General features: G+C 60.8%; 21 protein-coding genes. 7 read left to right on the top strand and 14 right to left on the bottom strand.

Going from position 1 to position 22,485, the window contains the following annotated elements:
- The first annotated feature begins 91 nt into the window (after positions 1–91).
- Positions 92–652, top strand: coding sequence for a cysteine hydrolase family protein (locus tag NL154_RS10780; protein WP_210631113.1), 561 nt, complete (start codon positions 92–94; stop codon positions 650–652).
- Positions 653–1,008: 356 nt separating this feature from the next.
- Complete coding sequence (locus tag NL154_RS10785; protein ID WP_210631112.1) at positions 1,009–1,884, top strand: D-alanyl-D-alanine carboxypeptidase family protein; 876 nt, start codon at positions 1,009–1,011, stop codon at positions 1,882–1,884.
- 37 nt (positions 1,885–1,921) lie between these two features.
- On the opposite strand, the gene NL154_RS10790 is transcribed toward NL154_RS10785, so the two are convergent.
- The 5 genes from NL154_RS10790 to NL154_RS10810 form a co-directional block, all read right to left on the bottom strand.
- Positions 1,922–3,175 (bottom strand): sensor domain-containing diguanylate cyclase, encoded by a 1,254-nt coding sequence (locus NL154_RS10790; protein WP_434734027.1) that lies wholly within the window; start codon positions 3,173–3,175, stop codon positions 1,922–1,924.
- Positions 3,176–3,321: 146 nt separating this feature from the next.
- Positions 3,322–3,933: an ABC-type transport auxiliary lipoprotein family protein gene (locus NL154_RS10795; protein WP_434734028.1), complete on the bottom strand. Its 612-nt coding sequence runs from the start codon at positions 3,931–3,933 to the stop codon at positions 3,322–3,324.
- A 25-nt stretch (positions 3,934–3,958) separates the two neighbouring features.
- On the bottom strand, positions 3,959–5,329 hold the full coding sequence (locus tag NL154_RS10800) for an MlaD family protein (protein WP_210631109.1): 1,371 nt from the start codon (positions 5,327–5,329) through the stop codon (positions 3,959–3,961).
- Between the two features lie 8 nt (positions 5,330–5,337).
- Positions 5,338–6,183 (bottom strand): ABC transporter ATP-binding protein, encoded by an 846-nt coding sequence (locus NL154_RS10805; protein ID WP_434734029.1) that lies wholly within the window; start codon positions 6,181–6,183, stop codon positions 5,338–5,340.
- Position 6,184: 1 nt separating this feature from the next.
- On the bottom strand, positions 6,185–7,354 hold the full coding sequence (locus tag NL154_RS10810; protein ID WP_210631107.1) for an MlaE family lipid ABC transporter permease subunit: 1,170 nt from the start codon (positions 7,352–7,354) through the stop codon (positions 6,185–6,187).
- 97 nt (positions 7,355–7,451) lie between these two features.
- On the opposite strand from NL154_RS10810, the gene dgcA reads away from it, so the two are divergent.
- On the top strand, positions 7,452–8,435 hold the full coding sequence (gene dgcA / locus NL154_RS10815) for an N-acetyl-D-Glu racemase DgcA (RefSeq protein WP_210631106.1): 984 nt from the start codon (positions 7,452–7,454) through the stop codon (positions 8,433–8,435).
- Here dgcA and NL154_RS10820 read toward each other — a convergent pair.
- Together NL154_RS10820 and NL154_RS10825 are read right to left on the bottom strand one after the other, a co-directional pair.
- Complete coding sequence (locus NL154_RS10820) at positions 8,387–9,604, bottom strand: MFS transporter (protein ID WP_434734030.1); 1,218 nt, start codon at positions 9,602–9,604, stop codon at positions 8,387–8,389. The genes dgcA and NL154_RS10820 overlap by 49 nt on opposite strands.
- A 164-nt stretch (positions 9,605–9,768) precedes the next feature.
- A complete protein-coding gene (locus tag NL154_RS10825) occupies positions 9,769–10,581 on the bottom strand; it encodes a UDP-2,3-diacylglucosamine diphosphatase (protein WP_221147642.1) in 813 nt (270 codons plus the stop codon).
- A 273-nt stretch (positions 10,582–10,854) separates the two neighbouring features.
- Here NL154_RS10825 and NL154_RS10830 point away from each other — a divergent pair, with 273 nt between their 5' ends.
- From NL154_RS10830 to NL154_RS10840, 3 genes are all read left to right on the top strand, one after another.
- A complete protein-coding gene (locus NL154_RS10830; RefSeq protein ID WP_434734082.1) occupies positions 10,855–11,187 on the top strand; it encodes a hypothetical protein in 333 nt (110 codons plus the stop codon).
- Positions 11,188–11,371: 184 nt separating this feature from the next.
- Entirely contained in the window at positions 11,372–12,121 is a 750-nt protein-coding gene (locus tag NL154_RS10835) for a histidine phosphatase family protein (RefSeq protein ID WP_434734083.1), read from the top strand.
- Positions 12,122–12,392: 271 nt separating this feature from the next.
- Positions 12,393–13,217 (top strand): protein-L-isoaspartate O-methyltransferase family protein, encoded by an 825-nt coding sequence (locus NL154_RS10840; RefSeq protein WP_259672827.1) that lies wholly within the window; start codon positions 12,393–12,395, stop codon positions 13,215–13,217.
- Between the two features lie 202 nt (positions 13,218–13,419).
- On the opposite strand, the gene NL154_RS10845 is transcribed toward NL154_RS10840, so the two are convergent.
- Positions 13,420–14,859 carry an FAD-binding oxidoreductase gene (locus tag NL154_RS10845; protein ID WP_210631103.1) on the bottom strand — a complete coding sequence of 480 codons (1,440 nt, stop codon included), beginning with the start codon at positions 14,857–14,859 and terminating at the stop codon, positions 13,420–13,422.
- Between the two features lie 240 nt (positions 14,860–15,099).
- On the opposite strand from NL154_RS10845, the gene NL154_RS10850 reads away from it, so the two are divergent.
- Positions 15,100–17,412: an NADP-dependent malic enzyme gene (locus tag NL154_RS10850; protein WP_210631102.1), complete on the top strand. Its 2,313-nt coding sequence runs from the start codon at positions 15,100–15,102 to the stop codon at positions 17,410–17,412.
- A gap of 79 nt (positions 17,413–17,491) precedes the next feature.
- Here NL154_RS10850 and NL154_RS10855 read toward each other — a convergent pair whose 3' ends face one another.
- Genes NL154_RS10855 through NL154_RS10880 form a run of 6 tightly spaced genes read right to left on the bottom strand, consistent with a single transcriptional unit; the run spans position 17,492 to position 22,332 of the window.
- The gene (locus NL154_RS10855; RefSeq protein WP_210631101.1) at positions 17,492–18,349 is read right to left on the bottom strand and encodes a transporter substrate-binding domain-containing protein; all 858 of its coding nucleotides are present in this window, start codon (positions 18,347–18,349) and stop codon (positions 17,492–17,494) included.
- Between the two features lie 34 nt (positions 18,350–18,383).
- Positions 18,384–19,151: an ABC transporter ATP-binding protein gene (locus NL154_RS10860; protein ID WP_434734031.1), complete on the bottom strand. Its 768-nt coding sequence runs from the start codon at positions 19,149–19,151 to the stop codon at positions 18,384–18,386.
- Positions 19,148–19,888, bottom strand: coding sequence for an ABC transporter permease (locus NL154_RS10865; RefSeq protein ID WP_210631099.1), 741 nt, complete (start codon positions 19,886–19,888; stop codon positions 19,148–19,150). The genes NL154_RS10860 and NL154_RS10865 overlap by 4 nt, the downstream gene beginning before the upstream one ends.
- The gene (locus tag NL154_RS10870; RefSeq protein ID WP_210631098.1) at positions 19,888–20,607 is read right to left on the bottom strand and encodes an ABC transporter permease; all 720 of its coding nucleotides are present in this window, start codon (positions 20,605–20,607) and stop codon (positions 19,888–19,890) included. The genes NL154_RS10865 and NL154_RS10870 overlap by 1 nt, the downstream gene beginning before the upstream one ends.
- Complete coding sequence (locus tag NL154_RS10875) at positions 20,604–20,915, bottom strand: hypothetical protein (RefSeq protein ID WP_210631097.1); 312 nt, start codon at positions 20,913–20,915, stop codon at positions 20,604–20,606. The genes NL154_RS10870 and NL154_RS10875 overlap by 4 nt, the downstream gene beginning before the upstream one ends.
- Positions 20,908–22,332, bottom strand: a complete 1,425-nt coding sequence (locus tag NL154_RS10880; protein WP_434734032.1) for a M20 family metallopeptidase — start codon at positions 22,330–22,332, stop codon at positions 20,908–20,910. Before NL154_RS10880 ends, NL154_RS10875 begins: the two co-directional genes overlap by 8 nt.
- Between the last annotated feature and the right edge of the window lie 153 nt (positions 22,333–22,485).

Here is a 22,485-nt window from a genome sequence, read left to right on the forward strand (position 1 = left end):
TCGTGGAGCTGAAGCCGCCTGAACATGTGTCAGGCGGCTTTCACTGATGACGGGGGTATGCTCTGCTCCCCAGCCCGGAACCGCGAACGAAATGACCAAGGCCCTTTTGATTATCGACGTGCAGAATGCAATTCTCTCGGGAAAGGCCATGCCGGACCGCCAACCACAGGTCGATTCCGCACTTGATGAGACCGTTGCTCGACTGGCATTGCTCAAGGAAAAGGCGCGACAGGCGGGCGTGCCGATCGTGCTGGTGCAACATGATGGCGATAGCGGCCATCGATTGGCCGTAGACACGCCAGGATGGGCGCTGCGCCGCGAAATTGCACCGCAAACAGGTGAGGTCGTCGTGCGCAAGACGAGCGCCGACTCCTTCTTCGGGACCGATCTTGCCGACCGCTTGCAAGAACGTTCGATTACCCACCTCGTTGTCGGCGGCTGCATGTCGCAATTCTGCGTCGACACGACCGTCAGGCGTGCCGTTTCGCTCGGTTATGACGTGACCTTGGTTGCCGACGGCCACACAACCGGCGACACGGCGACCTTCAGTTTCTCCGAGATTGTCGCCCACCACAACGAAACGCTTGATGGTTTCGATGCGGGTGACGCGACGGTGGAGGTCCGCCCCGCCGTCGACATTGCCTTTTCGTAAAGGCTCTGGCAACAACGCCTGACATCAAATCGGAAGCAGGTAATCGGTCCGATCAGCGCCTGGTCGATCTCCTGGCGCCTCCTGCAGCCGTTTCGACCATGATCGCCCCCCACGCCTGCAGCAATTCGAAGTGCAGCGGAAAATTCGTGTGAAAGGCGCGCTTCATGCTCATGACGAATTTAGACGTGCCATGCGCGCGATTGTCAAAACCGCAGGGCGCGGGACAAAAGGTATCATCTGTGGATGGGCCTTTTTTATTTGCCCGCCTTCCTTCATTCCGTCACAAACTTTTTCGATCCGCTTGCGTTTAAAGCCAACGGCTCCTCGGCCGTGCAACGAAAGAGACAGCAATACCGATGACCACGACGACATCCCGGCTCCTTGCCATCGCGCTCTCCTCCACCCTGCTGATGGGCGCTTTCATTCCGGCAGAAGCCGGTCAGGCAAGCTTCGTCATCGATGCGCAGTCTGGCAAGGTTCTTGAAGCTTCCAACCAGGACGATCTCAACTATCCCGCGTCGCTGACCAAGATGATGACGCTCTATCTCGCATTCGAGGCGCTGCATGATGGACGCCTCACCTGGGATCAGAAGCTCACGATGTCGGAAAACGCCGAGAGCAAGGAACCCTTCAAGCTTGCCGTCGGCGCTGGCCGCAAGGTGACGCTGCGTGAAGCGGTCGAAAGCATCGTCGTGCTGTCTGCCAACGATTCCGCCGTGGCAATCGCTGAACAGCTCGGCGACTCCGAACAGGCTTTCGCCAGAGCGATGACCGACAAGGCGCGCCAGCTGGGGATGCAGGACACGGTCTTCAAGAACCCATCGGGCCTTCCCGATCCGGAGCAGGTTACCACGGCGCGTGACATGGCCACGCTCGGCCTTTCGCTGATGCGGGACTTCCCCGAGGAATTCAAGCTCTTCTCGATGCGCGGCTTTCAGTTCCGAGGCATGAAACTGCGCGGCCACAACAATCTGATGTATCGCTATGACGGTGTCGACGGCATCAAGACAGGCTATACCGATGCATCGGGCTACAATGTCGTGACCTCGGCGTTGAAGGATGGCCGCCGCGTCGTCGGCGTCGTCATGGGTGAAAAGACTGCAAGCCTGCGCGACGACAAAATGGCGAGCCTCCTCGACAGCACCCTGCCCTCATCACCAACCGCCACCGCCTCCACCACCCCAGGCAGCCAGCCTGCAGCGACGATGACCGACGCGCAACCGACGAAATAACCGGCAAGCCAAGCTGAAAGGGCGCGGCGCACTTTCGCTACCGGAAAGCCACCTCCAGGTTTTGCCGGTCTTGCGCAATTACCCGGCAATTGGTTTCAAAACCTTCGCCCTTGATGGCAAGAATGAATTCCAAAGGAATGCCCGCTGTACTGGAGACCGAAATGCCGGCGCTCTCCACGCCGATCGATTTCACCGTGCAGTCGATGGTCGAGCGCCGGTCGTTGAACAGGATCGCACCTGCCTTCAGCACGCGCCGCCGCGCGCCGATGGCGTGGTCGGCGTGAATGGAACTCGATGAGACGCAGCGGTTGCGCCCACTCTGCTTTGCCTGATACATCGCCGCATCCGCCTGAGCGAGCAGCGTTTCGATGTCTTTGCTGACGATCGAAAGCGCCGACGTTCCGAGGCTTGCCGTGACGTTCAGAGAGCCGTGATGGCCGAAAATGACCTGCGAGGCGATGGCGGCCCTGAGTTTTTCGGCGACGGCCGCCGCTCCTTCCCGATCGACATGCGGCAGAACGACGGCGAATTCCTCGCCCCCGATACGGCCAAACAAATCACCGGCGCGAAGCGTCGACCTGCAGATCGATGCGACCGCCTTGAGAACCGCGTCTCCTGTGGCATGCCCGTGCCCATCGTTCACCTGCTTGAAGTGATCGATATCGAAAACGATGCATGACAGGTCGTGCTGACGCCGCAGCGCGAGCGAAATCAGCTGATCGGCTTCCTGCTTGAATGCACGCCGCGTCATCGCCTCGGTCAGACTGTCGGTGGCGGCAGACTGCACGAGCTCGATGCGGTCCATCGCCGCTCCCGCCAATTCCTCGAGAAGACCGAGGTCCTTGCTGCCGAATGATCTCGGCCGGCGATCGATGGCGCACACGGTTCCGATCATGTGGCCAGCCTTCGTTCTAAGCGGAACGCCGACATAAAAGCGGATATGGTCCTCGCCCGTGACCGCTGGATGCCTTGCAAAGCGGAGATCCTTGCTGGCATCCGGAACGATAACGGGCTCATCACAGTCGACTACGCAGCGGCAGAACGTGTCTTCCAGCGACACCTCGTCGGCCGACATGCCGGAACAGGCCTTGTACCATTGCCGGTGCGCATCGATCAGCGACACGATGCCGATGTCGACGGAAAAGATCTGCTTTATCAGGCGGACGATCCGCTCGAATCCCTCGTCCCTCGGCGTGTCGAGCAGATCGAGCTGCTGCAACGCGGCCAGCCGGTCCTTTTCTCGCTGAAGCGCTTCCGATGACGACTTTCCGAATACTCGTGCGACCACCATGCAGCATGCCTCCTGACAGCGCTAACACGAGGCATTCCACAAATTCGTGAAGAAATTTAATACGACGAACGCCTCAACCTCGTGGCGCCCAATTTTTTTGGAACCCGCAACCCTTGATGTTGACGCGGCAGTCGCGAAACGCCCTCTCAGATTGAACGCAGGGTCCAGCTTACGATCTCCGAAACTACCGCCGAAAAGGCGCGGTCGAGACCTTTGACAAAGCCCGTATTGTCGCCGCCCGCCGGGGCCGTGGCGCGGAACACCTTCTGAGCGTGCACCGAGCCATTTCGGTCGTTCAGAATCTTGGCGGAAATTTCCACCACCGCCAGGTTGCCGCTCGAAGCGTCGATCTCGAATGAGCGGATGTCGGTGACGACCTGGTAATCGATTGCAAGCCCCTGGCCCGGCATCCCGACGCCGCCGAGTTTGCCCGAATTCTCGAAGGCCTCGACCAGTTTCGATTGCACCATGCGCGGCAGCTTGTCGCCCCACTGCGCTCGCGACAGATTCTGGATTTCCGAGGACGAGACGCGGATGACGATTTGGTCGCTGTCGAGCGCCCTCAGCGCCGTCGGGGTGGCAATCAGGATCTGGCGGGAATTGGCCGCGGGCCCATCGCCATCGACGGCGCCCGACAGGTCATAGGTGTCGTTCTTGGCAGTGGTACCGCACCCGGAAAGGATCAGCGCCGTCAGCGGCAGCGCGATCGCCGTTCCCCTGATCCAAGAACGGCGCGACAGCAGATGCGATGCGACCATATTAGGCTACCCCTGACTTCCCCTGTTAACGCCGCGTCCGGCCGTCGTACTGCTTGACCGTGTCCCCGCCGAAGATCAGGCGTTGCGGATTGCGGTCGAAGTTGCTGATCGTATCGTTGAGATTGCTCACGGTTCCGCGCATGTCATTGATGAGAGTCTGCACGTCGCGCAAGCCGCCGCTCGAGAATTTCTGTAGATTGTCGGCGATCGGACCGATGCGCGAATTCAGATTGTCCGCGACCTTCTTAAACGATTCGAGCGTCGCGCGCGCCTCGGTAAACAGAGATTGCGTATTGTCGGTGCCGAGCAACGCATCGACCTTGATGAGAATGCCGTCGATACGTGTCGAGGCTGAATTCAGCTTGTTGGCAAGCTGCGACACGTCTTGAATTGTCTGGTCGATATCCTTCTGGCGCAACGAAACCGTGTTGGCGACGTCGCGGATCGAGGCGACTGCCGCACGTGCATCCTTTGTGGCCTGCGAGATATCGTCGACGGAACCCTTGATCTTCGCCGGGTCGATCTGGGCGACGAGCGTGTCGACGCGATCGAGCGTCGCCTGCGCCTGCTTGCCGAAATCGTTGAAGGTGGTGGCCGTCTCGTCGAACTTCTGGATCGCGCCCTTGAGATCGCCCGAGGCATCGGCGACATTGGCAGTGATCTTCTCGGCATTGGAGACGATATTGTCGATCTTCTGAGCGTCGACCGCCTTGACCAGCGATTCCACAGCCTGGAGCGTCGAATCGAGACGCCCGGAAACCGCCTTCACCGTATTGGAGAGCTCACCGACGCTCTGCAGGAAGGAGTCGATATTGTCGGAATTCTTGGCCAGCGCATCCGAGAAGGTTTCGGCATTCTTGAACGTCTGGGTCAGCGGAGCACGCGAATCTTCGATGAAACCCTGAAGTTCGCCGACCGCGTCATTGGCGCGATCGAGGATCTTGTCCGCGGTCGCCAGAAGATTGGTGACGCTCGACTGGTCGGCCACGATGACGGCGCGTTTGCCGTTTTCGATCGCATGTTTGAGGATACTCTCCTCACCCTTGCGGCCGCCCGACAGTTCGATATAGGCGGCCCCCGTCAGGCCCTGAATTTCAAGGGCGGCCTTGGTGGAGGGGTAGATCGGTGCGTCCGCGCGCACCTGGGTGAAGGCCAGCGAATATTGCGGATCGTCGGCATCGATCGACAGCGTCTGCACCGAGCCCACCTGGATACCATTGAAGCGCACGGGCGAGCCGACGCTGAGCCCGTTCGCCGAGCCGGGAATACGCACGATCAGCTCCGTCATCGGGCCACCGCGGCCATATTCGGCCATCCAGTAGACGAAGCCGAAGGCGGCCGCGATCACCAGCACCGTGAAAAAACCGACAATCGTATAATTGGCTTTGGTTTCCATCTATCCGATCACTTCCCGCCGCTGCCGTTGCCGTGCCGCGCGCCATTGTCCTGCGGCACGATCGACCGTGCCCGTTTACCTTTGAAATAGGCCTGCACCCACGGATCGTCATAGGCCAGCATGTCGTCGATCGTGCCTTCCACCATTACCCGCTTCTTTCCGAGCACAGCAATACGGTCACAAACCGAAAACAGGCTGTCGAGATCGTGCGTCACCATATAGACGGTCAGTCCGAGACTATTGCGCAGATTGGCGATGAGTTCGTCGAACTCGGCCGCGCCGATCGGATCGAGACCTGAAGTCGGCTCGTCCAGAAAGACGAGCTCGGGATCGAGCGCCAGGGCGCGGGCAAGCGCGGCGCGCTTGATCATGCCGCCCGAAAGCTCGGACGGATATTTGTCGGCGGCGTCGGCCGCAAGCCCCACCATGCGGATCTTCAAGTGCGCCAGCTCATCCATCAGCGAGCGCGGCAGGTCGAGATATTCGCGCATCGGCACCTGGATATTTTCCTTGACGGTCAGCGACGAAAACAAAGCGCCCTGCTGGAAGAGCACGCCGAGCCGCATGTCGAGCGCGTTGCGCTGCGGCTCATTGAGCTCGTCGAAGTCCTGGCCGAGGATCTTGATCGTGCCGGAGCGGCGCGGCAGCAGCCGCAGCACCGTGCGCATCAGCACCGATTTGCCGGTGCCCGACGCGCCGACGAAGCCGAGGATCTCGCCGCGATAGATATCGAGGTTCAGTTTGTCGAGCACCACCTTGGAGCCAAAGGCGACGGTGACGTCGCGCGCCGAAAGCACGACATCCCTGCCCTGTCCTTCGCTTTCTATCGGTTGCTCGTCCACGCTGCCCGCCATGCTAGAAATCGATCGCTGCATAGAACATCGCAAAAAGCCCGTCCATCAGGATGACGACGAAAATCGCCTTCACCACCGAGGCCGTCACATGCTGACCGAGCGACTCCGCACTGCCGCCGACCTTCAGCCCCTCGACGGCGGCGACGATGCCGATGACGAGCGCCATGAACGGCGCCTTGATCATGCCCGACAGCACGGTTGACAGCGTAATAGCCTCGTGCAGCCGCGCCAGGAAATTGGCGAAAGTGATGCCGGAATAGCCCCAGGCGACGACCGCAGCCCCCGCCAGCGACGCGAAGTTCGCCAACACCGTCAGCAGCGGCAATGCAATGGTCAGCGCCACCAGCCGCGGGAAGATCAGCACGCCGATCGGGTTCAGCCCCATCACCTTCAGCGCGTCGATCTCCTCGCGCATCTTCATCGAGCCGATTTCGGCGGTAATCGCGCTGCCGGAACGACCGGCAATCATGATCGAGGTCAGCAGCACGCCGATTTCGCGCAGCTGCAGAATTCCAACCAGATCGACAACGAACACCTCCGCCCCGAAATAACGCAGCTGGAAGGCACCCTGCTGGGCGATGATCGCACCGATCAGAAATGACATCAGCAGAATGATCGGAACGGCACGCACACCCATGTGATCGATCTGGTTGACGATCGAGGCCGGCGAGACGCCGCTGCCGCGGCCGAGCTTCATTTGCGCGCCGCGCACCGCCGAGCCGAGGATATACATCGAGGCTGCGAGATTGTCCCAGATGTCGTAAGTCATCTTGCCGATCGGCGCCAAGATGCGCGCGGCAAGCGAGACCTTCTCCTTCTGTTCCGGCTCGGGTTTGGCTGGCTCCTCCGAAAACATCTCCAGCATTTCGTCGATATGCGGATTGGTGCCGACGAAGCGCACCGTGCGCCCGGCCGCTTCCTCCTCCTTCTTTAGCCGGCAAAGAAGCCAGATACCGGCAGTATCGATGTCCGATACATCAGAAAGGTCCAGCGTCAGATTGCCGATCTTCTCTCGCCGAAGCTTATCGAAGTCGCGCAGCACAAGATGCACATAGGCGCTGCGCCAATTGCCGCTGAGACGAACATGCTGCCCCGAACCATCTGGCCGGTCGTCCACTTGCAGTGAGGCGGCGTTGCGATTCTCGGCGTTCAAGATACTTGTGTCTTTCAAGGCTTACGGCGACATTGCCGACTCGCGAAGCGGATCGCCGCCGGCGCGTCAATATACAGAAGCAACGTCCAATTTCCATGCTCGCAGGATAGCAATAATGCCGCGCACCCTCGATATCCAGATGAATTCCTTTCCGATTGCCGGGACCTTCACTATCTCGCGCGGCGCGAAGACGAAGGCCGAGGTCATTACCTGCACAGTCACGGAAGAAGGCGCGCAAGGGCACGGCGAATGTGTGCCCTACCGCCGCTACGGTGAGACCATGGAGAGCGTCTTCGCCCAGATCGAGGCGGCGCGCCCGCTGATCGAATCCGGCATTTCGCGCGACGATCTCTTGTCGGCGATGCCGCCGGGTGCGGCACGCAACGCGGTTGATTGCGCTCTCTGGGATCTCGAAGCAAAACGGACGGGCCAAACGGTCGCCGCCCGCCTCGGCCTCACATCGCTCAAACCGCTCACGACAGCCTACACCATCTCGCTCGGTGAGCCGGACGTAATGGCCGCGCAGGCGCGCGAACATGCCGGTCGCGCTCTGCTCAAGGTCAAGGTGGGAACCGGCGACGATGAAAGCCGCATCCGCGCCGTCCGCGCGGCGGCACCCGAAGCTGCGATCATTCTCGACGCCAATGAGGGCTGGCCGGAGGCGGTGCTGGAACGTCATCTGCAGATCGCCGCAGAGGCGGGTGTTGCCCTCGTCGAGCAACCGCTGCCAGCGGGCCGCGATGCGCTGCTTGCCGAAATCCGCCGCCCGCTGCTGGTCTGCGCCGACGAGAGTGTGCACCACACCGGCGATCTCGCAAGCCTTGCCGACCGCTATGATGCGATCAATATCAAGCTCGACAAGACAGGCGGCCTCACCGAGGCCTTGGCAATGAAGACCGAAGCCGAGAGACTCGGCATTTCGATCATGATCGGCTGCATGGTCGGCACCTCGCTCGCCATGGCGCCGGCCGTGCTGCTCGCGCAGAATGCCGATTTTGTCGATCTCGACGGCCCGCTGCTGCTTGCCCACGACCGCGAGCCCGGCCTGCGCTACGCCGCTTCCCTGGTCTTTCCGCCGGAAAGCGCCCTCTGGGGCTGAAGATAATAGGCTGAGATGACGATCCCGAGGCCCGTAAGAGCGACGAGCGCCATGACGTAATAACTGACGAGACCGAGCCAAGCGTAGAGATAACCCGAAGCGATGGTCATTAACCCCATCGCCATGCCGACATAAAAGAAATAGGCGCCCTGCGCCGAGGCCTCCTGCGTCTCCTGCACTGTCGCCACGATCCGCCGCTGCACGCCGGTATGCACGAAGGCATAGGTGAAGCCGTGGAAGCATTGCAGCAGAAGGAAGCCGGCAAAGCCGGCATTCATGGGAAACAGGATCCAGCGGCAGACGCTGACGGCGCAGCCGAAGCGGATTAGGGTCCAGGCAGTGAAGCGCCGATTGAGCCGCTTCGACAGAAAGAACACCGTCACCTCCGAGGCAACGCCGGCGCTCCAGAGCAGGCCGACTTGCGTGCCGGAAAAGCCGAGCTGATGCCAATAGATCGAGGAGAAAGCATTGAGCACGGCATGGCTCGACTGCTGGATGGCGACGCCGATCAGAAGCAGCAGCAAATGCGGTTCGCGCAGGCCGCTGCCGGTGGCGGCAGGAAGGTCGATCGGCAGACCGCGCCGCCGGGTCGGCCCGATACGCGGACAGAAGATCGCCATCACTACCGTCATCATGAAGCCGAACACCATGACGATGAGCACCATGCCGCCGCCCCACCGGCTGATCAGCTGACCGCCGACCAGCGTCGAGACGATGAAGGCGATGGAGCCCCACACGCGCATCGACCCATAATCGAGCCCCCAACGCCGCACGCCTGAAATGACGATCGATTCGACCACGGGCACATAGGGCGCAAAGCTGGCGCCCTGCAGCGCGAAGACGATTGTCACCGGCCAGAAGCTGGTCGACCAGTAAAGCGCGATCGCCGTCAGCAGCGACAGGCTCCCCGACCAGAGCAGCACGGTGGCGCGCTCCTTCATGCGGTCGGCGATCATGGCGACGACAGGCGCCACCAAGACTCGAACCACCATCGGTATGGCGAGGATAATGCCGATTTCATGGTCGCTGAAACTATGGGTTTCCAGCCATACCGGGAAGAATGGCAGCACGACGCCATTGACGAGCAGCGGCGCGCAATAAGACAGCGCACTGAGCAGCCGGAAGCGCGGCGGCGCTCCCTCACCCGGGGAATGTTGAGCGGGAATCATCTGTGGACCTGAAGGAAACTGGATGTTTTCCTAACACACGACCCGGGGGGCGACTATTGCGAGAAATAGCCGTCCGGAAACGTTTTAGAAAATAAATATGGCCTGTTACCTCGCGGTAACGGCTAAATTGCCGGCGAGCCGCCGCGACAGCGACGGCCGTAAAATCACGCCGCCTGCGGGGCGAGTTCCGCCTCTTCGGTACTCTCGATGGCGGTAAGCGCCGGTACGGCGGTGGCAAGCGCCCGCCAGGTGATCAGTTCGAAGGTGCCGTCGGCATGTTCGGCAACCGCCGTGCAGCTTTCCACCCAGTCACCCGTGTTGATGTAGCGAATGCCGTCCATATCCTGGATCATGGCGTGGTGGATGTGGCCGCAGATCACGCCGTCGGCGCCGCTCTTGCGGGCCTCTTCGGCGACGACGCGCTCGAACTCGCCGATGAAATTGACCGCGTGCTTGACCTGCAGCTTCGCCCAGGCGGAGAACGACCAATAAGGCATGCCGAGGCGGCGGCGTACGGCCGCGAGCAGGATGTTGATGCGGATCGCCGTATCATAGGCCCAGTCGCCGAGATAGGCGAGCAGGCGGGCGTTGCGGACGACGACATCGAACTCGTCGCCGTGCAGGATCAGGTATCTCTTGCCGTCCGCGCCGTCATGCATCATACGCTCGACGACCTCGATGCCGCCGAAATGCATGCCCGGGAAGTCGCGCAGAAATTCGTCGTGATTGCCTGGGATATAAACGACGCGCGTGCCCTTGCGCGCCTTGCGCAACAGCTTCTGGACGACGTCGTTGCAGACCTGCGGCCAGTACCAGCTGCGTTTCAGACGCCAGCCGTCGACGATGTCGCCGACGAGCACGATGGTGTCTGCCTCGTGGTAGCGCAGGAAATCGAGCAGGAAATCAGCCTTCGCGGCCTTCGAGCCGAGATGAATATCGGAAATGAAGAGCGTGCGGAAATGTCTGGGTTCCATCATGTTTGTCACGAACAGTGCTCGTGCCCCATCTTTCATCTAGCCCTCCAAAACCAGACTCGTGTTTCAGGAAGATGACAAGCTGGGGAAAAGCCCTGCAGACCGACCCATACCGTCTGGATGGTAAACGCCGATCCCGTCGGTCACGAAGGTCGCAAAACCGAAATCGGAAATCCGATCACCATAATTTCGTGCCGCGAGGTTCTAGATCTTTCCCGCATGCCGAGAATCAAATTAACAGCAGGTGCCGATTTGGCGTATCCATGGGGGTTGATGATGCATGTCCGCACCGCGACGATAATGATTTCTATTGCAATACTTGCAGGCTGTGCACCGACGCAGCAGGATTATGATGCGACCGTCACGTTGCTGCAAGGCAGCACCAGAGCGAGAAATGAGTTCGTCAAAGTGTGCGCAAAGGATTTCGATGCAAATGCGCGTCGCACCGCCGGGATCGTGACAAACGTCTCTGACAAGGACGCTCCGAGGGTCGCCTGCCAGCGATATCTGGCGGCCGCGATCTCCGGTCGGGCCACGTATCAGGATCTGCTCGACATCAAGGCTCACCGGTTTACGCCAAAGCTCATCAAGATCTTCCAGGGCCGCTGATAGCGCGGAAGACCCTCCCTCGCTCCTTGATTTTGGAACCGAGTGAACAAGATCGACGGGCCAGGCGGATTGGGGCAAGCGGCGACCAGACGCTCGCCCCCTTTTCCGACCGACGATATTGCCCTGCCAATCGAGCGCGTTCACGATGACGACGATTCCATATCCGATGAAGCGGGGATGGCCGATGCGTCTCTTTCTCGTTCGCCACGGCGAATCCCTCGGCAACATCAACGAACAGGCCTACCGTCAGTTCGGCGATCATAACGTGCCGTTGACCGAGTGGGGCTATCGCCAGGCGGCGGAGGCAGGCGCTGTCATCGCCTCGTACCTGAGAGGGCTGCCGAGCGAGGGATTCCAGAAGCTGCATATCTGGTATTCGCCGTTCCTGCGCACGCGCCAGAGCAAGGATGCGCTGCTCGAAGTGCTGCCGGAAAACTTCGTCGGCGATGTCAGGGAAGATTATCTTCTGCGCGAGCAGGATTTCGGCCTCTTCACCGAAATCTACGATCATGCCGAGCAGAAACAGAAATTCCCCGAGGAATTCGAAAAATGGGCGAGGCTCCGCAACAACAGCGGCAAGTTCTATGCACGGCCGCCGGACGGCGAAAGCCGGGCGGACGTGGCGCAGCGGGTGCGTCTCTTCCTCCAGACCGTCATGCGCGAAGCCGAGACCGGCGACCACAACGTCGCGATCGTCGGCCATGGCGTCACCAACCGCGCGGTCGAAATGAATTTCCTGCACCACTCCGTCGACTGGTTCGAGCGATCCGACAATCCTGGGAATTCCGACGTCACGCTGATCGAGGGAACGCGTTTGCAGGGCTACGACACGATCCTGCTCCACCAGGCCGCCGACCGGCAGCCGGGACAGGAAGACAAACTGCGCGATGCCTATGGCGCTGACGTGAGGATGACGCCGAAGCGCGGTGGGTAAACCGTTCCTGAGTTCGCGCACTCATCCATGTGCACGAGGTTCGGCCAGTCCCAGGCAAATGTGAATTCAAGCAGAGATTGGTGCCATATTCACTTGCGGCACAGAGTTGCAGATGGTTCATTTTCCCGAAATAGCTCGTGAGACATTCTGAAAGCTCTATTTCAACACTGCCATCCGCATGACGGTTCGGAGACGATGAAGGAGAGATGTCGAAATGACGAGGAGATCAAGTCTCGTACTGCAAGAAGTCCGTCGGCTAAACGCAAGGATGATGGCCGCGGCCACAGGCTCGCCGGATGAACGGTATGAACGCATTTTCGACCTTGTACCCCGCGAAGCCTTCCTTGGTCCCGGTCCGTGGCATATCGCCGTCCATCCTTGGAAGAAATCCTACCGGCATCGCTACATTGAAACTCCGAGCGACGATCCGGTGCATGTTAATCAGAACGTGCTGGTCGCACTTGATCGGACGAAGGGCATCAACAACGGCGAGCCCCTGTTGCATGCAGGTTGGCTCGGGAGCGTGAATCCACAGCGCGGCGAAGTGGTGACCCATATCGGAGCAGGCACTGGCTACTACACCGCAATGCTCTCGATGTTGACGCTCCCATACGGCAGCGTGCATGCCTTTGAAATCGATGACAATCTTGCTGAGCGTGCGCGTGAGAACCTCGTTCCCTTCGAAGGGGTTTCGGTTACTCATGGTGACGCTACTGTGCTGACGCTGCCGTCATCCGACGTGATCTACGTGAATGCCGGCGTTGTGGCCCCGCCAGCACATTGGCTCGAATCATTGCGTCCAGGCGGTCGTATGATCTTTCCTTGGCGCCCGAACGAGGATGTTGCCGTCACGATGCTCATCACTCGAGGTCAATCGGAATTCTCGGCGCAGCCATTAATGCCAGCTTGGTTCATTCCCTGCATTGGCGCAAGTGACCCTCGCCAGAGCCTTAGAGTCCCGGATCGCACCGGCGCACGAACCATCCGCTCCGCCTGGCTCACCAGAGATCGCAAACCCGACGAAAGCGCCGCCGCGATCTTCCGCGACGTATGGTTCTCCAACGATTCCGCAGCTCCAACCACAGTTGCCGCGTAATTCGCAATTCCGCGAAAAGCTGCCAGCGCTTGAAGTGCGGCAGCCTAATTTCGCAAACCTGTCGCAAAGGCCTGTCTCCTGCGACAAGAAGCGTTCCAATTGAGGTACAGCGTCGACATTGGTGGCTTGCCAATCACCTGCCTCCATCGGTCCAATACTCGTGCCTGACCAGACCGCTTGAGCCGACGCGCGTCGCGGCCCGTCACGCAGCCCGCACGGCCGCCATCGGCTTCACATTCTGGTTCATCCGGAACAGATTGTTTGGATCGTAGCGCAGCTTGATTTCGGAAAGGCGCGCATAATTGGCCCCGTAAGCCATTTCGACCCGATCGGTCTCGTCCTCCGGCATGAAGTTGATGTAGGCAGTACCCACAGCATGCGGTTTGGTTGCCTCAAAGAGTTCGCGTGCCCAGCCGATGCAGTTTCCGTCCATCTCGGATTCCCGCCAGCGTGCATGGACATTCATGACAAAATGCGAACTGCGCTGTGGAAATGCTGTGGCTTCGGTCGGCACGCGGCCGGCGGCGCCGCCGACATGGCCGATGAATATTTCGCATTCCGGCCCTGGCAACTTCCGCACGGCATTGGTGAGAACCTCGATCGCCGCATCGGAGAGGGAGGCGAAATCCTGGCTCTTCCAGTAGTTACGGGCGCCGGGCGTTAGAAGCGGGTCGAATGCCTGCTGCCAGCCGATGAATGGCATCGGGCCGACGATGTCGGCGATCGGCTTTCCGATCCCACGCAATCTCGCCGCCGCCTTTTCGCCCGCCGCCATGTCCCCGCAATAGCACATGGCGAGCACCACGATTTCCTTGCCGTGCCATTCAGCCGGCAGGAACGGCAGCGGCGGCGCCTGGCGCATCACCACCCAGCAGGTCAGCTCGTCGGGTGCTGTTTCCAGCGCCTCGCGATACTCTCTGAGAACTTTTTCCGCATCGGCGAAGGGATGCACCACCAGTCCGGCGAAAACTTCGGGATGGAGCGGGTTGAGCTGGAATTCGAAGGAGGTCACGACGCCGAAATTGCCGCCGCCGCCGCGCAGGGCCCAGAACAGGTCCGGCCGCTCGGTCTCGCTCGCCTTCACCAGTTCGCCATCGGCCGTCACCACATCCACCGAAATCAGATTGTCGAGGGTCAGCCCGAATTTCCGGGTGAGCCAGCCGAAACCGCCGCCGAGCGTCAGGCCGGCTATGCCGGTCGTGGAATTGATGCCGGTCGGCAGCACCAGCCCGAAAGCCATCGTTTCCTTGTCGACGTCGCCGAGCGTAGCGCCCGGCTCGATCCTGGCGCGGCGCGTCTCGGGATCGACCCGCACGGACTTCATTGGCGACAGGTCGATGACAACACCACCCTCGCAGACGGCATTGCCGGCAATGCCGTGCCCGCCGCCGCGCACCGAAACGAGCAGATTGTTATCGCGCGCAAGACGCACCGCGCGCACGACATCAGCTGCCCCTGCGCAGCGCGCAATCAGCCCCGGCCGGCGATCGATCATCGCATTCCAGATCGCCCGCGCCTCGCCGTAATTCACGTCGTTGCTGGTCAGGAGACTGCCGCGAAAACCGGCGGCAAACGCATCCATGGCCACGTCATTGACCATCGTCTGACCCCGCTGCAGGGTCGTGAGGTTCAAATTGTCCATGATTTCCTCCATGCGACCGGCGCCCCGCACCGTCGCGGCCAGCATCTTGCGCTCGCAGGGGGCGTCAAACAAGTTTTCCAAAAGGATTAGTACTGGCGATGCCGATACTCGGCCGGCCTGCGGCGTCGTGGGACACGCCCGTCTCGCGAAAACTTCTTCCAGCCCTCATTTCCATACTGTCGCCCGTATCCGATTGATGTATGGAGGGAACTCCAGAAAAAGACGTGCACGGAGGCGGCAATGGATCACCAGGATAAATCCAAGACGGACAAGAACCTGCCGGGCGGCGATCTCGACGAGCAGGCGCTCTTCTTCCATCGCTATCCCCGCCCCGGCAAGCTGGAGATCCAGGCGACCAAGCCGCTCGGTAACCAGCGCGATCTCGCGCTCGCCTATTCGCCGGGTGTCGCCGCCCCCTGCCTTGCCATCCGGGACAACCCGGAAATGGCAGCCGAATATACCTCGCGCGCCAATCTCGTCGCCGTGATTTCCAACGGCACCGCCGTGCTCGGACTCGGCAATATCGGGCCGCTGGCTTCGAAGCCGGTCATGGAGGGCAAGGCCGTGCTCTTCAAGAAATTCGCCGGTATCGACGTCTTCGACATCGAGATCGACGCCGCGAGCGTCGAACAGATGGTCTCGACCGTTTCCTCGCTGGAGCCGACCTTCGGCGGCATCAACCTTGAAGACATCAAGGCGCCGGAATGCTTCGAGGTCGAGCGGCGCCTGCGCGAGAAGATGAAAATCCCGGTCTTCCACGACGACCAGCACGGCACCGCGATCATCGTTGCCGCCGCGATCCTGAACGGGCTGGAACTCGCCGGCAAGGCGATCGATAACGTCAAGATCGTCGCCTCGGGCGCGGGTGCGGCCGCCCTTGCTTGCCTCAATCTGCTGGTGACGCTCGGCGCCAAGCGCGAAAATATCTGGGTCCACGATATCGAAGGCCTCGTCTATGAGGGCCGCACCGAACTGATGGACGAATGGAAGTCCGTCTATGCCCAGAAGAGCGACACGCGCACGCTCGCCGAAAATATCGGCGGCGCCGATGTCTTCCTCGGTCTCTCGGCCGCCGGCGTCCTGAAGCCGGAGCTGCTGGCGCAGATGGCCGACAAGCCGCTGATCATGGCGCTCGCCAATCCCACGCCGGAGATCATGCCGGATCTCGCCCGCGCTGCCCGCCCCGACGCAATGATCTGCACCGGCCGCTCGGACTTCGCCAACCAGGTCAACAACGTCCTCTGCTTCCCCTACATCTTCCGCGGCGCGCTCGATTGCGGCGCCGAGACGATCAACGAGGAAATGAAGATGGCCGCCGTGCGCGCCATCGCAGCGCTTGCCCGCGAAGAACCCTCCGATGTCGCTGCTCGCGCCTATTCCGGCGAGACCCCGGTCTTCGGCCCCGACTATCTGATCCCTTCCCCCTTCGATCCGCGCCTCATCCTGCGCATCGCCCCTGCCGTCGCCAAGGCCGCCGAACAGAGCGGCGTCGCGCGCCGCCCGATCCAGGATTTCGACGCCTACCTCGATCAGTTGAACCGCTTCGTCTTCCGCTCCGGCTTCGTCATGAAGCCGATCTTCACTGCGGCAAAGGCCGCCGAGCGCAAGCGCGTCATCTTCTCCGAAGGCGAGGATGAGCGCGTGCTGCGCGCCGCCCAGGTGCTGCTTGAGGAAGGCTTGGCCAAACCGATTCTGATCGGCCGCCCGCAGGTCATCGAGACACGCCTCAAGCGCTACGGTCTGCGCATCCGGCCACTGCAGGATTTCGAGGTCATCAACCCGGAAGACGATCCGCGCTTCCGCGAATATGTCGATCTCTATTTCTCGCTCGTCGGCCGCCGCGGCGTCATTCCGGAAGCCGCCCGCACCATCGTGCGCACCAACACGACCGTCATTGGCGCGCTGGCGCTGAGGCGCGGCGAGGCCGATGCGCTGATCTGCGGCCTGGAAGGCCGCTACGAAAAGCACCTCCGCGACGTCCGCCAGATCATCGGCAAGCGCAAGAATGTCCGCGATTTCTCGGCCCTCAGCTTGATGATCTCGCAGCGCGGCGCCACCTTCTTCACCGACACTTACGTGACCTTCAACCCGAGCGCAGAAGAGGTCGCCGAGGCTACGGTGATGGCGGCCGAGGAAATTCGCCGCTTCGGCATCACGCCGCGCGCCGCCCTCGTCTCGCATTCCAATTTCGGCTCGCGCGAATCCGAAAGTGCGACCAAGATGCGCAACGCCCTGCAACTCATTCGTGAAACCGCGCCCGATCTTGAAGTCGACGGCGAAATGCACGGCGAAAGCGCCATCACCGAAGCGCTGCGCAAGCGGGTCATGCCGGATACGACGCTGCATGACGAGGCGAACTTGCTCGTCTTCCCGAACCTCGACGCCGCCAACATTACCTTCGGCGTGGTGAAGTCGATGACAGACGGACTGCATGTCGGCCCGATCCTGCTCGGCGCCGCCCTGCCCGCTCACATTCTTGCTCCCTCGGTCACTTCCCGCGGCGTCGTCAACATGGCCGCACTCGCCGTCGTCGAGGCATCGCAGCCGGCATAAGCCGGCTTTGCGACCAGGAGATTCACGGATAACCAGCACTCGCCGAGATATTTCGCAAGTGCTGGCATCCTGCCGCGTTTTACCTCGGCGTTACGTCAAAGCCGAACCACTTCTGCGATAGCTTGACGATCGTGCCGTCCGCCTTGGCTGCTGCGATCGCGTCATTGAACATGGCTTTCAGTTTGATATCCTCCTTACGCAAACCAACCGAGCTGCCTCGCCCGAGCATGCCGCCCTGGAAACGAGGGCCTGTGACGATCAAGTCCTCGTTGCCCGGCTTTGCCGCCGCTGTCGAGAGATATGCCATCGACGCCATGACGAGGTCGATGCGACCGGCCTTCAGATCGAGATCGTGCTGTTCCGTCGTCTTGTACTCACGGATATCGACGACGCCCTTCAAATATTTGTCGAGGAAGGTCGCGGCGATCGATGCAGTCTGCACGCCGATTGTCTTGCCCTTGAGCAACGGCTCGAGCTGCTTCAGCGCAGCGACAGCGCCGGCCTCGTCCGTTGCGAGCGAAAACACCTTGCCCTTCAAAGGCAGAGTGGCAAGCGGGGAGTCTTTCAATGTCGCAAAGGTCTGCCCGGTCGTGCCGTAGGAATCACTGAAGGCAATGACCTCCTCACGCTTGGCGGTTGCAGACATCCCCGAAATGATTGCGTCGAACTTTCCGGCATTCAGGGCCGGGATCATACCGTCAAAAGGCTGGATCACGGTCGTGCATTCGACCTTCATATGGGCGCAAAAATACTTGATCAGCTCGATTTCGTAACCATCCAGGCTACCGTCTGCCTTGGTGAAGTTCCACGGCCGAAACGCCCCCTCGGTCGCAATCGTCACATGTGTCCAGTTCTTCTCCTCGGTGCGTGCCGCCGTGGAAACGGCTAAGGTGGCGACCATAGTGATCGCGGCCATGATTGCGGTCAGGTATTTCATACTTGAGTTCCCCTTCTTGATTGAGCCTGATGAACTATTGATTGATGAACTGGCGGAAGCGCTCCGACTTCGAATTCGAGAAGACATCCTGAGGTTTGCCCTCTTCCTCGACCAGACCCTTGTGTAAAAAGACAACGCGGCTGGAGACGTCGCGCGCAAATCCCATCTCATGTGTGACGACCAGCATGGTGCGCCCTTCCTCTGCCAAGGCGCGCATGACGCGCAGAACCTCTCCCACAAGCTCCGGATCGAGCGCCGATGTCGGCTCATCGAAGAGCATCACCTTTGGATGCATGGCGAGCGCGCGGGCAATGGCGGCGCGCTGCTGCTGGCCGCCGGAAAGATGAGCGGGATAGCAATTGCGTTTATCGGCGATGCCGACTTTAGCGAGCAAAGCTTCAGCTTCCTCGATGCATTCGGCGCGTGAACGGCGCTGAACATGGATCGGCGCCTCGATAAGGTTTTCCAGGACCGTCTTGTGAGACCAGAGATTGAAACTCTGGAACACCATGCCGAGCTGAGAGCGGATACGGTCGACCTGCCATCGATCCGTCGCCCGGTGTGCGCCTCCGGCACTGCGCTGCATCGAGATCGTTTCGCCGGCAACGGTCACTTCACCGGAATCCGGCGTTTCCAGCAGATTGATGCAACGCAGGAACGTCGATTTCCCGGAGCCGGACGAACCGACAATGGAGACGACATCGCCTTCCAAAGCATCAAGGGAGATGCCCTTGATGACTTGTACAGGCCCGAAGCTCTTGTGCATGTCGCGCACGCTGAGGGCGATTGGTGTAGCCGTCATCGATGTTCTCCTGCAGGGGTCGCCACAACGGCATTCTCTCGGTTGACGGGAGGAGGCGCGCGCAAATGCGGGCTAAGCCTGTACTCGGCGAATTGAATGAGACGCGTCAGCAAGAAATTGAGGGCGAGATAGATGGCCCCGGAGACAACGAAGACCTCGATTGCCCGGTAGGTCTCGGAGATGATCTTCGCGGCAACTCCGGTTACCTCCATCAGCGTAATGATCGAGGCAAGCGATGTCGCCTTGACCATCGAGATCATCTCGTTGCCGTATCCGGGCAATGCCTGTCGGATTGCCAGCGGCAGGACGATCCGGCGAAACATCAGAAAACGGTTCATGCCGCAGGCGCGGGCAGCCTCGACTTGACCGTGCGGTACCGAGAGCATGCCGCCGCGAATGATCTCGCTGGCGTAGGCCGCGGTATTCAAGGTCAGCGCCAGAACCGCGCACCAGTAAGGATCGCGGAGAAACGGCCAGAAGACGCTGTGCCGTATGGCTGGAAACTGACCGAGACCATAATAGATGAGAAATATCTGCACCAAGAGCGGCGTGCCGCGGAAGACAAAGACATAGAGCCGCGCGAACCAGTCCAGCGCTGCCACACAGGAGAGGCGGGCAAGCGCCAGCAGCATCGCCAGAATGGCCCCAAGGCAGATCGACGTCACGGCAAGCTCGAGCGTCAGCGGAATTGCGAAGACCAGGCTCAGAAATGTTTCCTGGAGAAAGGGCCAGTCCATCACGCCCTCCTCACGCCGCGCGACAGGCGCCGCTCCGCCTGCCGGATGACGAGGCTCGAAACTGTCGAGATCATCAGGTAGATCGCGCCGGCCATCAGGTAGAAATCGAATGGAAGCCCGGTCGACCCCGCGCCGACCTGGGCCTGGCGCAGGAGCTCGGCAACACCGGTGATCGATACCAGTGCCGACTCCTTCAGGACGACCTGCCAGACATTGCCGAGACCGGGAAGCGCGTGACGTAGGGTCAGCGGCGCAACGATCCGCCGCAGACGAAGCCAGCGCGGCATGCCGCAGGCGATAGCCGCCTCGATCTCACCCGGATGGACCGCCTTGAAACCACCTCGCAGCACTTCCGTGAACTGAGCGCCGGAGGTGACGCCCACGGCGAGGGAGCCGGCAAGAAAGCCCGGAAAGCCGAGGAAACCTTCGGCGCCGAAAAGCCGGCCCACCGCCGTAACCACGGCGCTACCGCCGAAATAGAAGAGATAGATGACCAGCAGATCGGGAATGCCCCGCAGCACCGTTGTATAAGCGTCGGCGACTGCGCGAGCAAAGCCGTTACCTGCAATCTTGGCCCATGCCCCAAGCGTCCCAATACAGGCGCCGACGGCATAGCCGGCGATTGCAACAAGGATGGTCATCCACGCTCCGGCTAGAAGAGCATGGCCCCAGCCATCCGGACCGAAGCCGGCAAGCTCGAAAAAACCAGGCTGGCTCATGTTGCTGCCCCGGAAGAGCATGTTTTTGCAGGAACTGACATTGTCATAGCGTGGCTGGTCGACTGAACGACGCCGACCGTCTTGCCTTTGAGGGCTTCGCCGATTCCGGCAATCACCGGATCGGCCTTGGACTTGTCGTTCAAATTCGGCCGTTCGCCGAGCATCGGCAGAGGAGACACCGGCCGGTCCTTCAGATGCAGAAAGCTCTCGAGCTCCTCCCGCGTTCCGGACAATTTCACCCGACGGGCAAACTCGCGGATAAGCGCTGTCAGGCGTTCACGATCGGGCTGCAAGTCCTGGTTAGGCATCAGCCTGCTCCGGCAATGGCGGCTCAACGTCATCCGGGATCGGATTGATGAAAGGCGTACGCTCCAGACGCGCCCTGTGATCGGCCTTGGCAGCTTTGATCAATCCGGGGTTACCGATGAGATCGGCGGCCGTGCTCGCCATCACCTTGGCCGCGTGTTCGGTTCCCTTGTGGGCAGCCGGCAGCTTCCCTTGCGCAACCAGCTGCCAGGAATGTCCTGGCGTTCCGACAGCATAGGTAGCTCCTCGCATCTGCACGGTCGGCACCACCCAGCTGACGGTCCCGACATCGGTGGAACCGACCAATGTGCCGTCACCGGCATTCAACGGAAAAATCTCCTCGCAGAGCGGCTGGTCCTCCTTCGGTTTCAGCGCGAAACGACCATAGGACGCTGCGATATCCTCTGCATTGAAGGTCTGCTGGAACTTGCGGGCCATTTCTCGATCCGCGTCATCGAACACGGGCGGGCCAAGGCGCTGCAGATGCGAGAACATGCATTCTTCGAGTGGTGTATTGCCGACGAGGTTGGCGTCGCCGCTGACGATTTCACTGCGGACGGCCGTCTCGGTCATCAGAGCCGCACCTTCGGCAACCTTCTTGACGCGGGCGACCAGAGACAGGAGTTCCGGCAAGGTCCTCGCGCGGACGAGATAGCGTACCGTCGCGCGCGCCTGCACGACGTTAGGCGCCCCGCCGCCCGCATCAGTGATAGCATAGTGGATGCGCGCGGTCGAAGGCATGTGCTCGCGCATATAGTTGACGCCGACATTCATAAGCTCCACCGCATCGAGAGCGCTACGGCCGAGATGCGGTGTGGCGGAGGCATGCGATGCGCGGCCCGAAAAATGGAAATTGATCTCATTGCAGGCGAGCGAAATGGGGTTATTGACCCCGGCAAAGGCTGCCGGATGCCAGGAGATCGCGATATCGACGTCGTTGAAAACGCCGGCGCGCACCATGAAGCCCTTCGAAGAGCCGCCTTCCTCGGCCGGGCATCCGTAATAGCGCACCCTTCCCTTCAAGCCGCTTTCGGTCAGGAAATCCTTGACCGCGGCGGCAGCGAGCATGGATCCGGCTCCGAGCATGTTATGGCCACAGCCATGACCATTGCCGCCGTCGACCAAGGGGCGCTGCTCGGCAATACCGGCCTCCTGGCTCAGTCCCGGCAGCGCGTCGAACTCGCCAAGAATTGCAATGACCGGGCCACCCTCGCCTGCCTCTCCCATGACTGCTGTCGGCAGACCGGCAATGCCGCGCTCGACACGAAAGCCTTCCCTTTCCAGCATGCGGGCGTGCTCTTCGGCGGACTGATATTCGAGGTAATTGGTCTCGGGAATATCCCAGATGCGATCACTCAACTCGAAGAACGACGCGCGCTTTCTCTCGACTATTTCCCAAACCGCATCGGAGTTCTGCATGGATTTACAACCCGCCTCGTATAATGGTAATCAAATTGGCGCCAATTTTATGCTCCAATTGAGTCGGACACGCAAGCCATGAGCAGGAATATTTTTCGACGCTGTCAATCGGCCTCGTTGTTGGCCGGGGGAGAGCTATGATAGTCATCGCCG

This window comes from Rhizobium sp. YTUHZ044 (assembly GCF_051123975.1).
GTDB lineage: Bacteria > Pseudomonadota > Alphaproteobacteria > Rhizobiales > Rhizobiaceae > Rhizobium.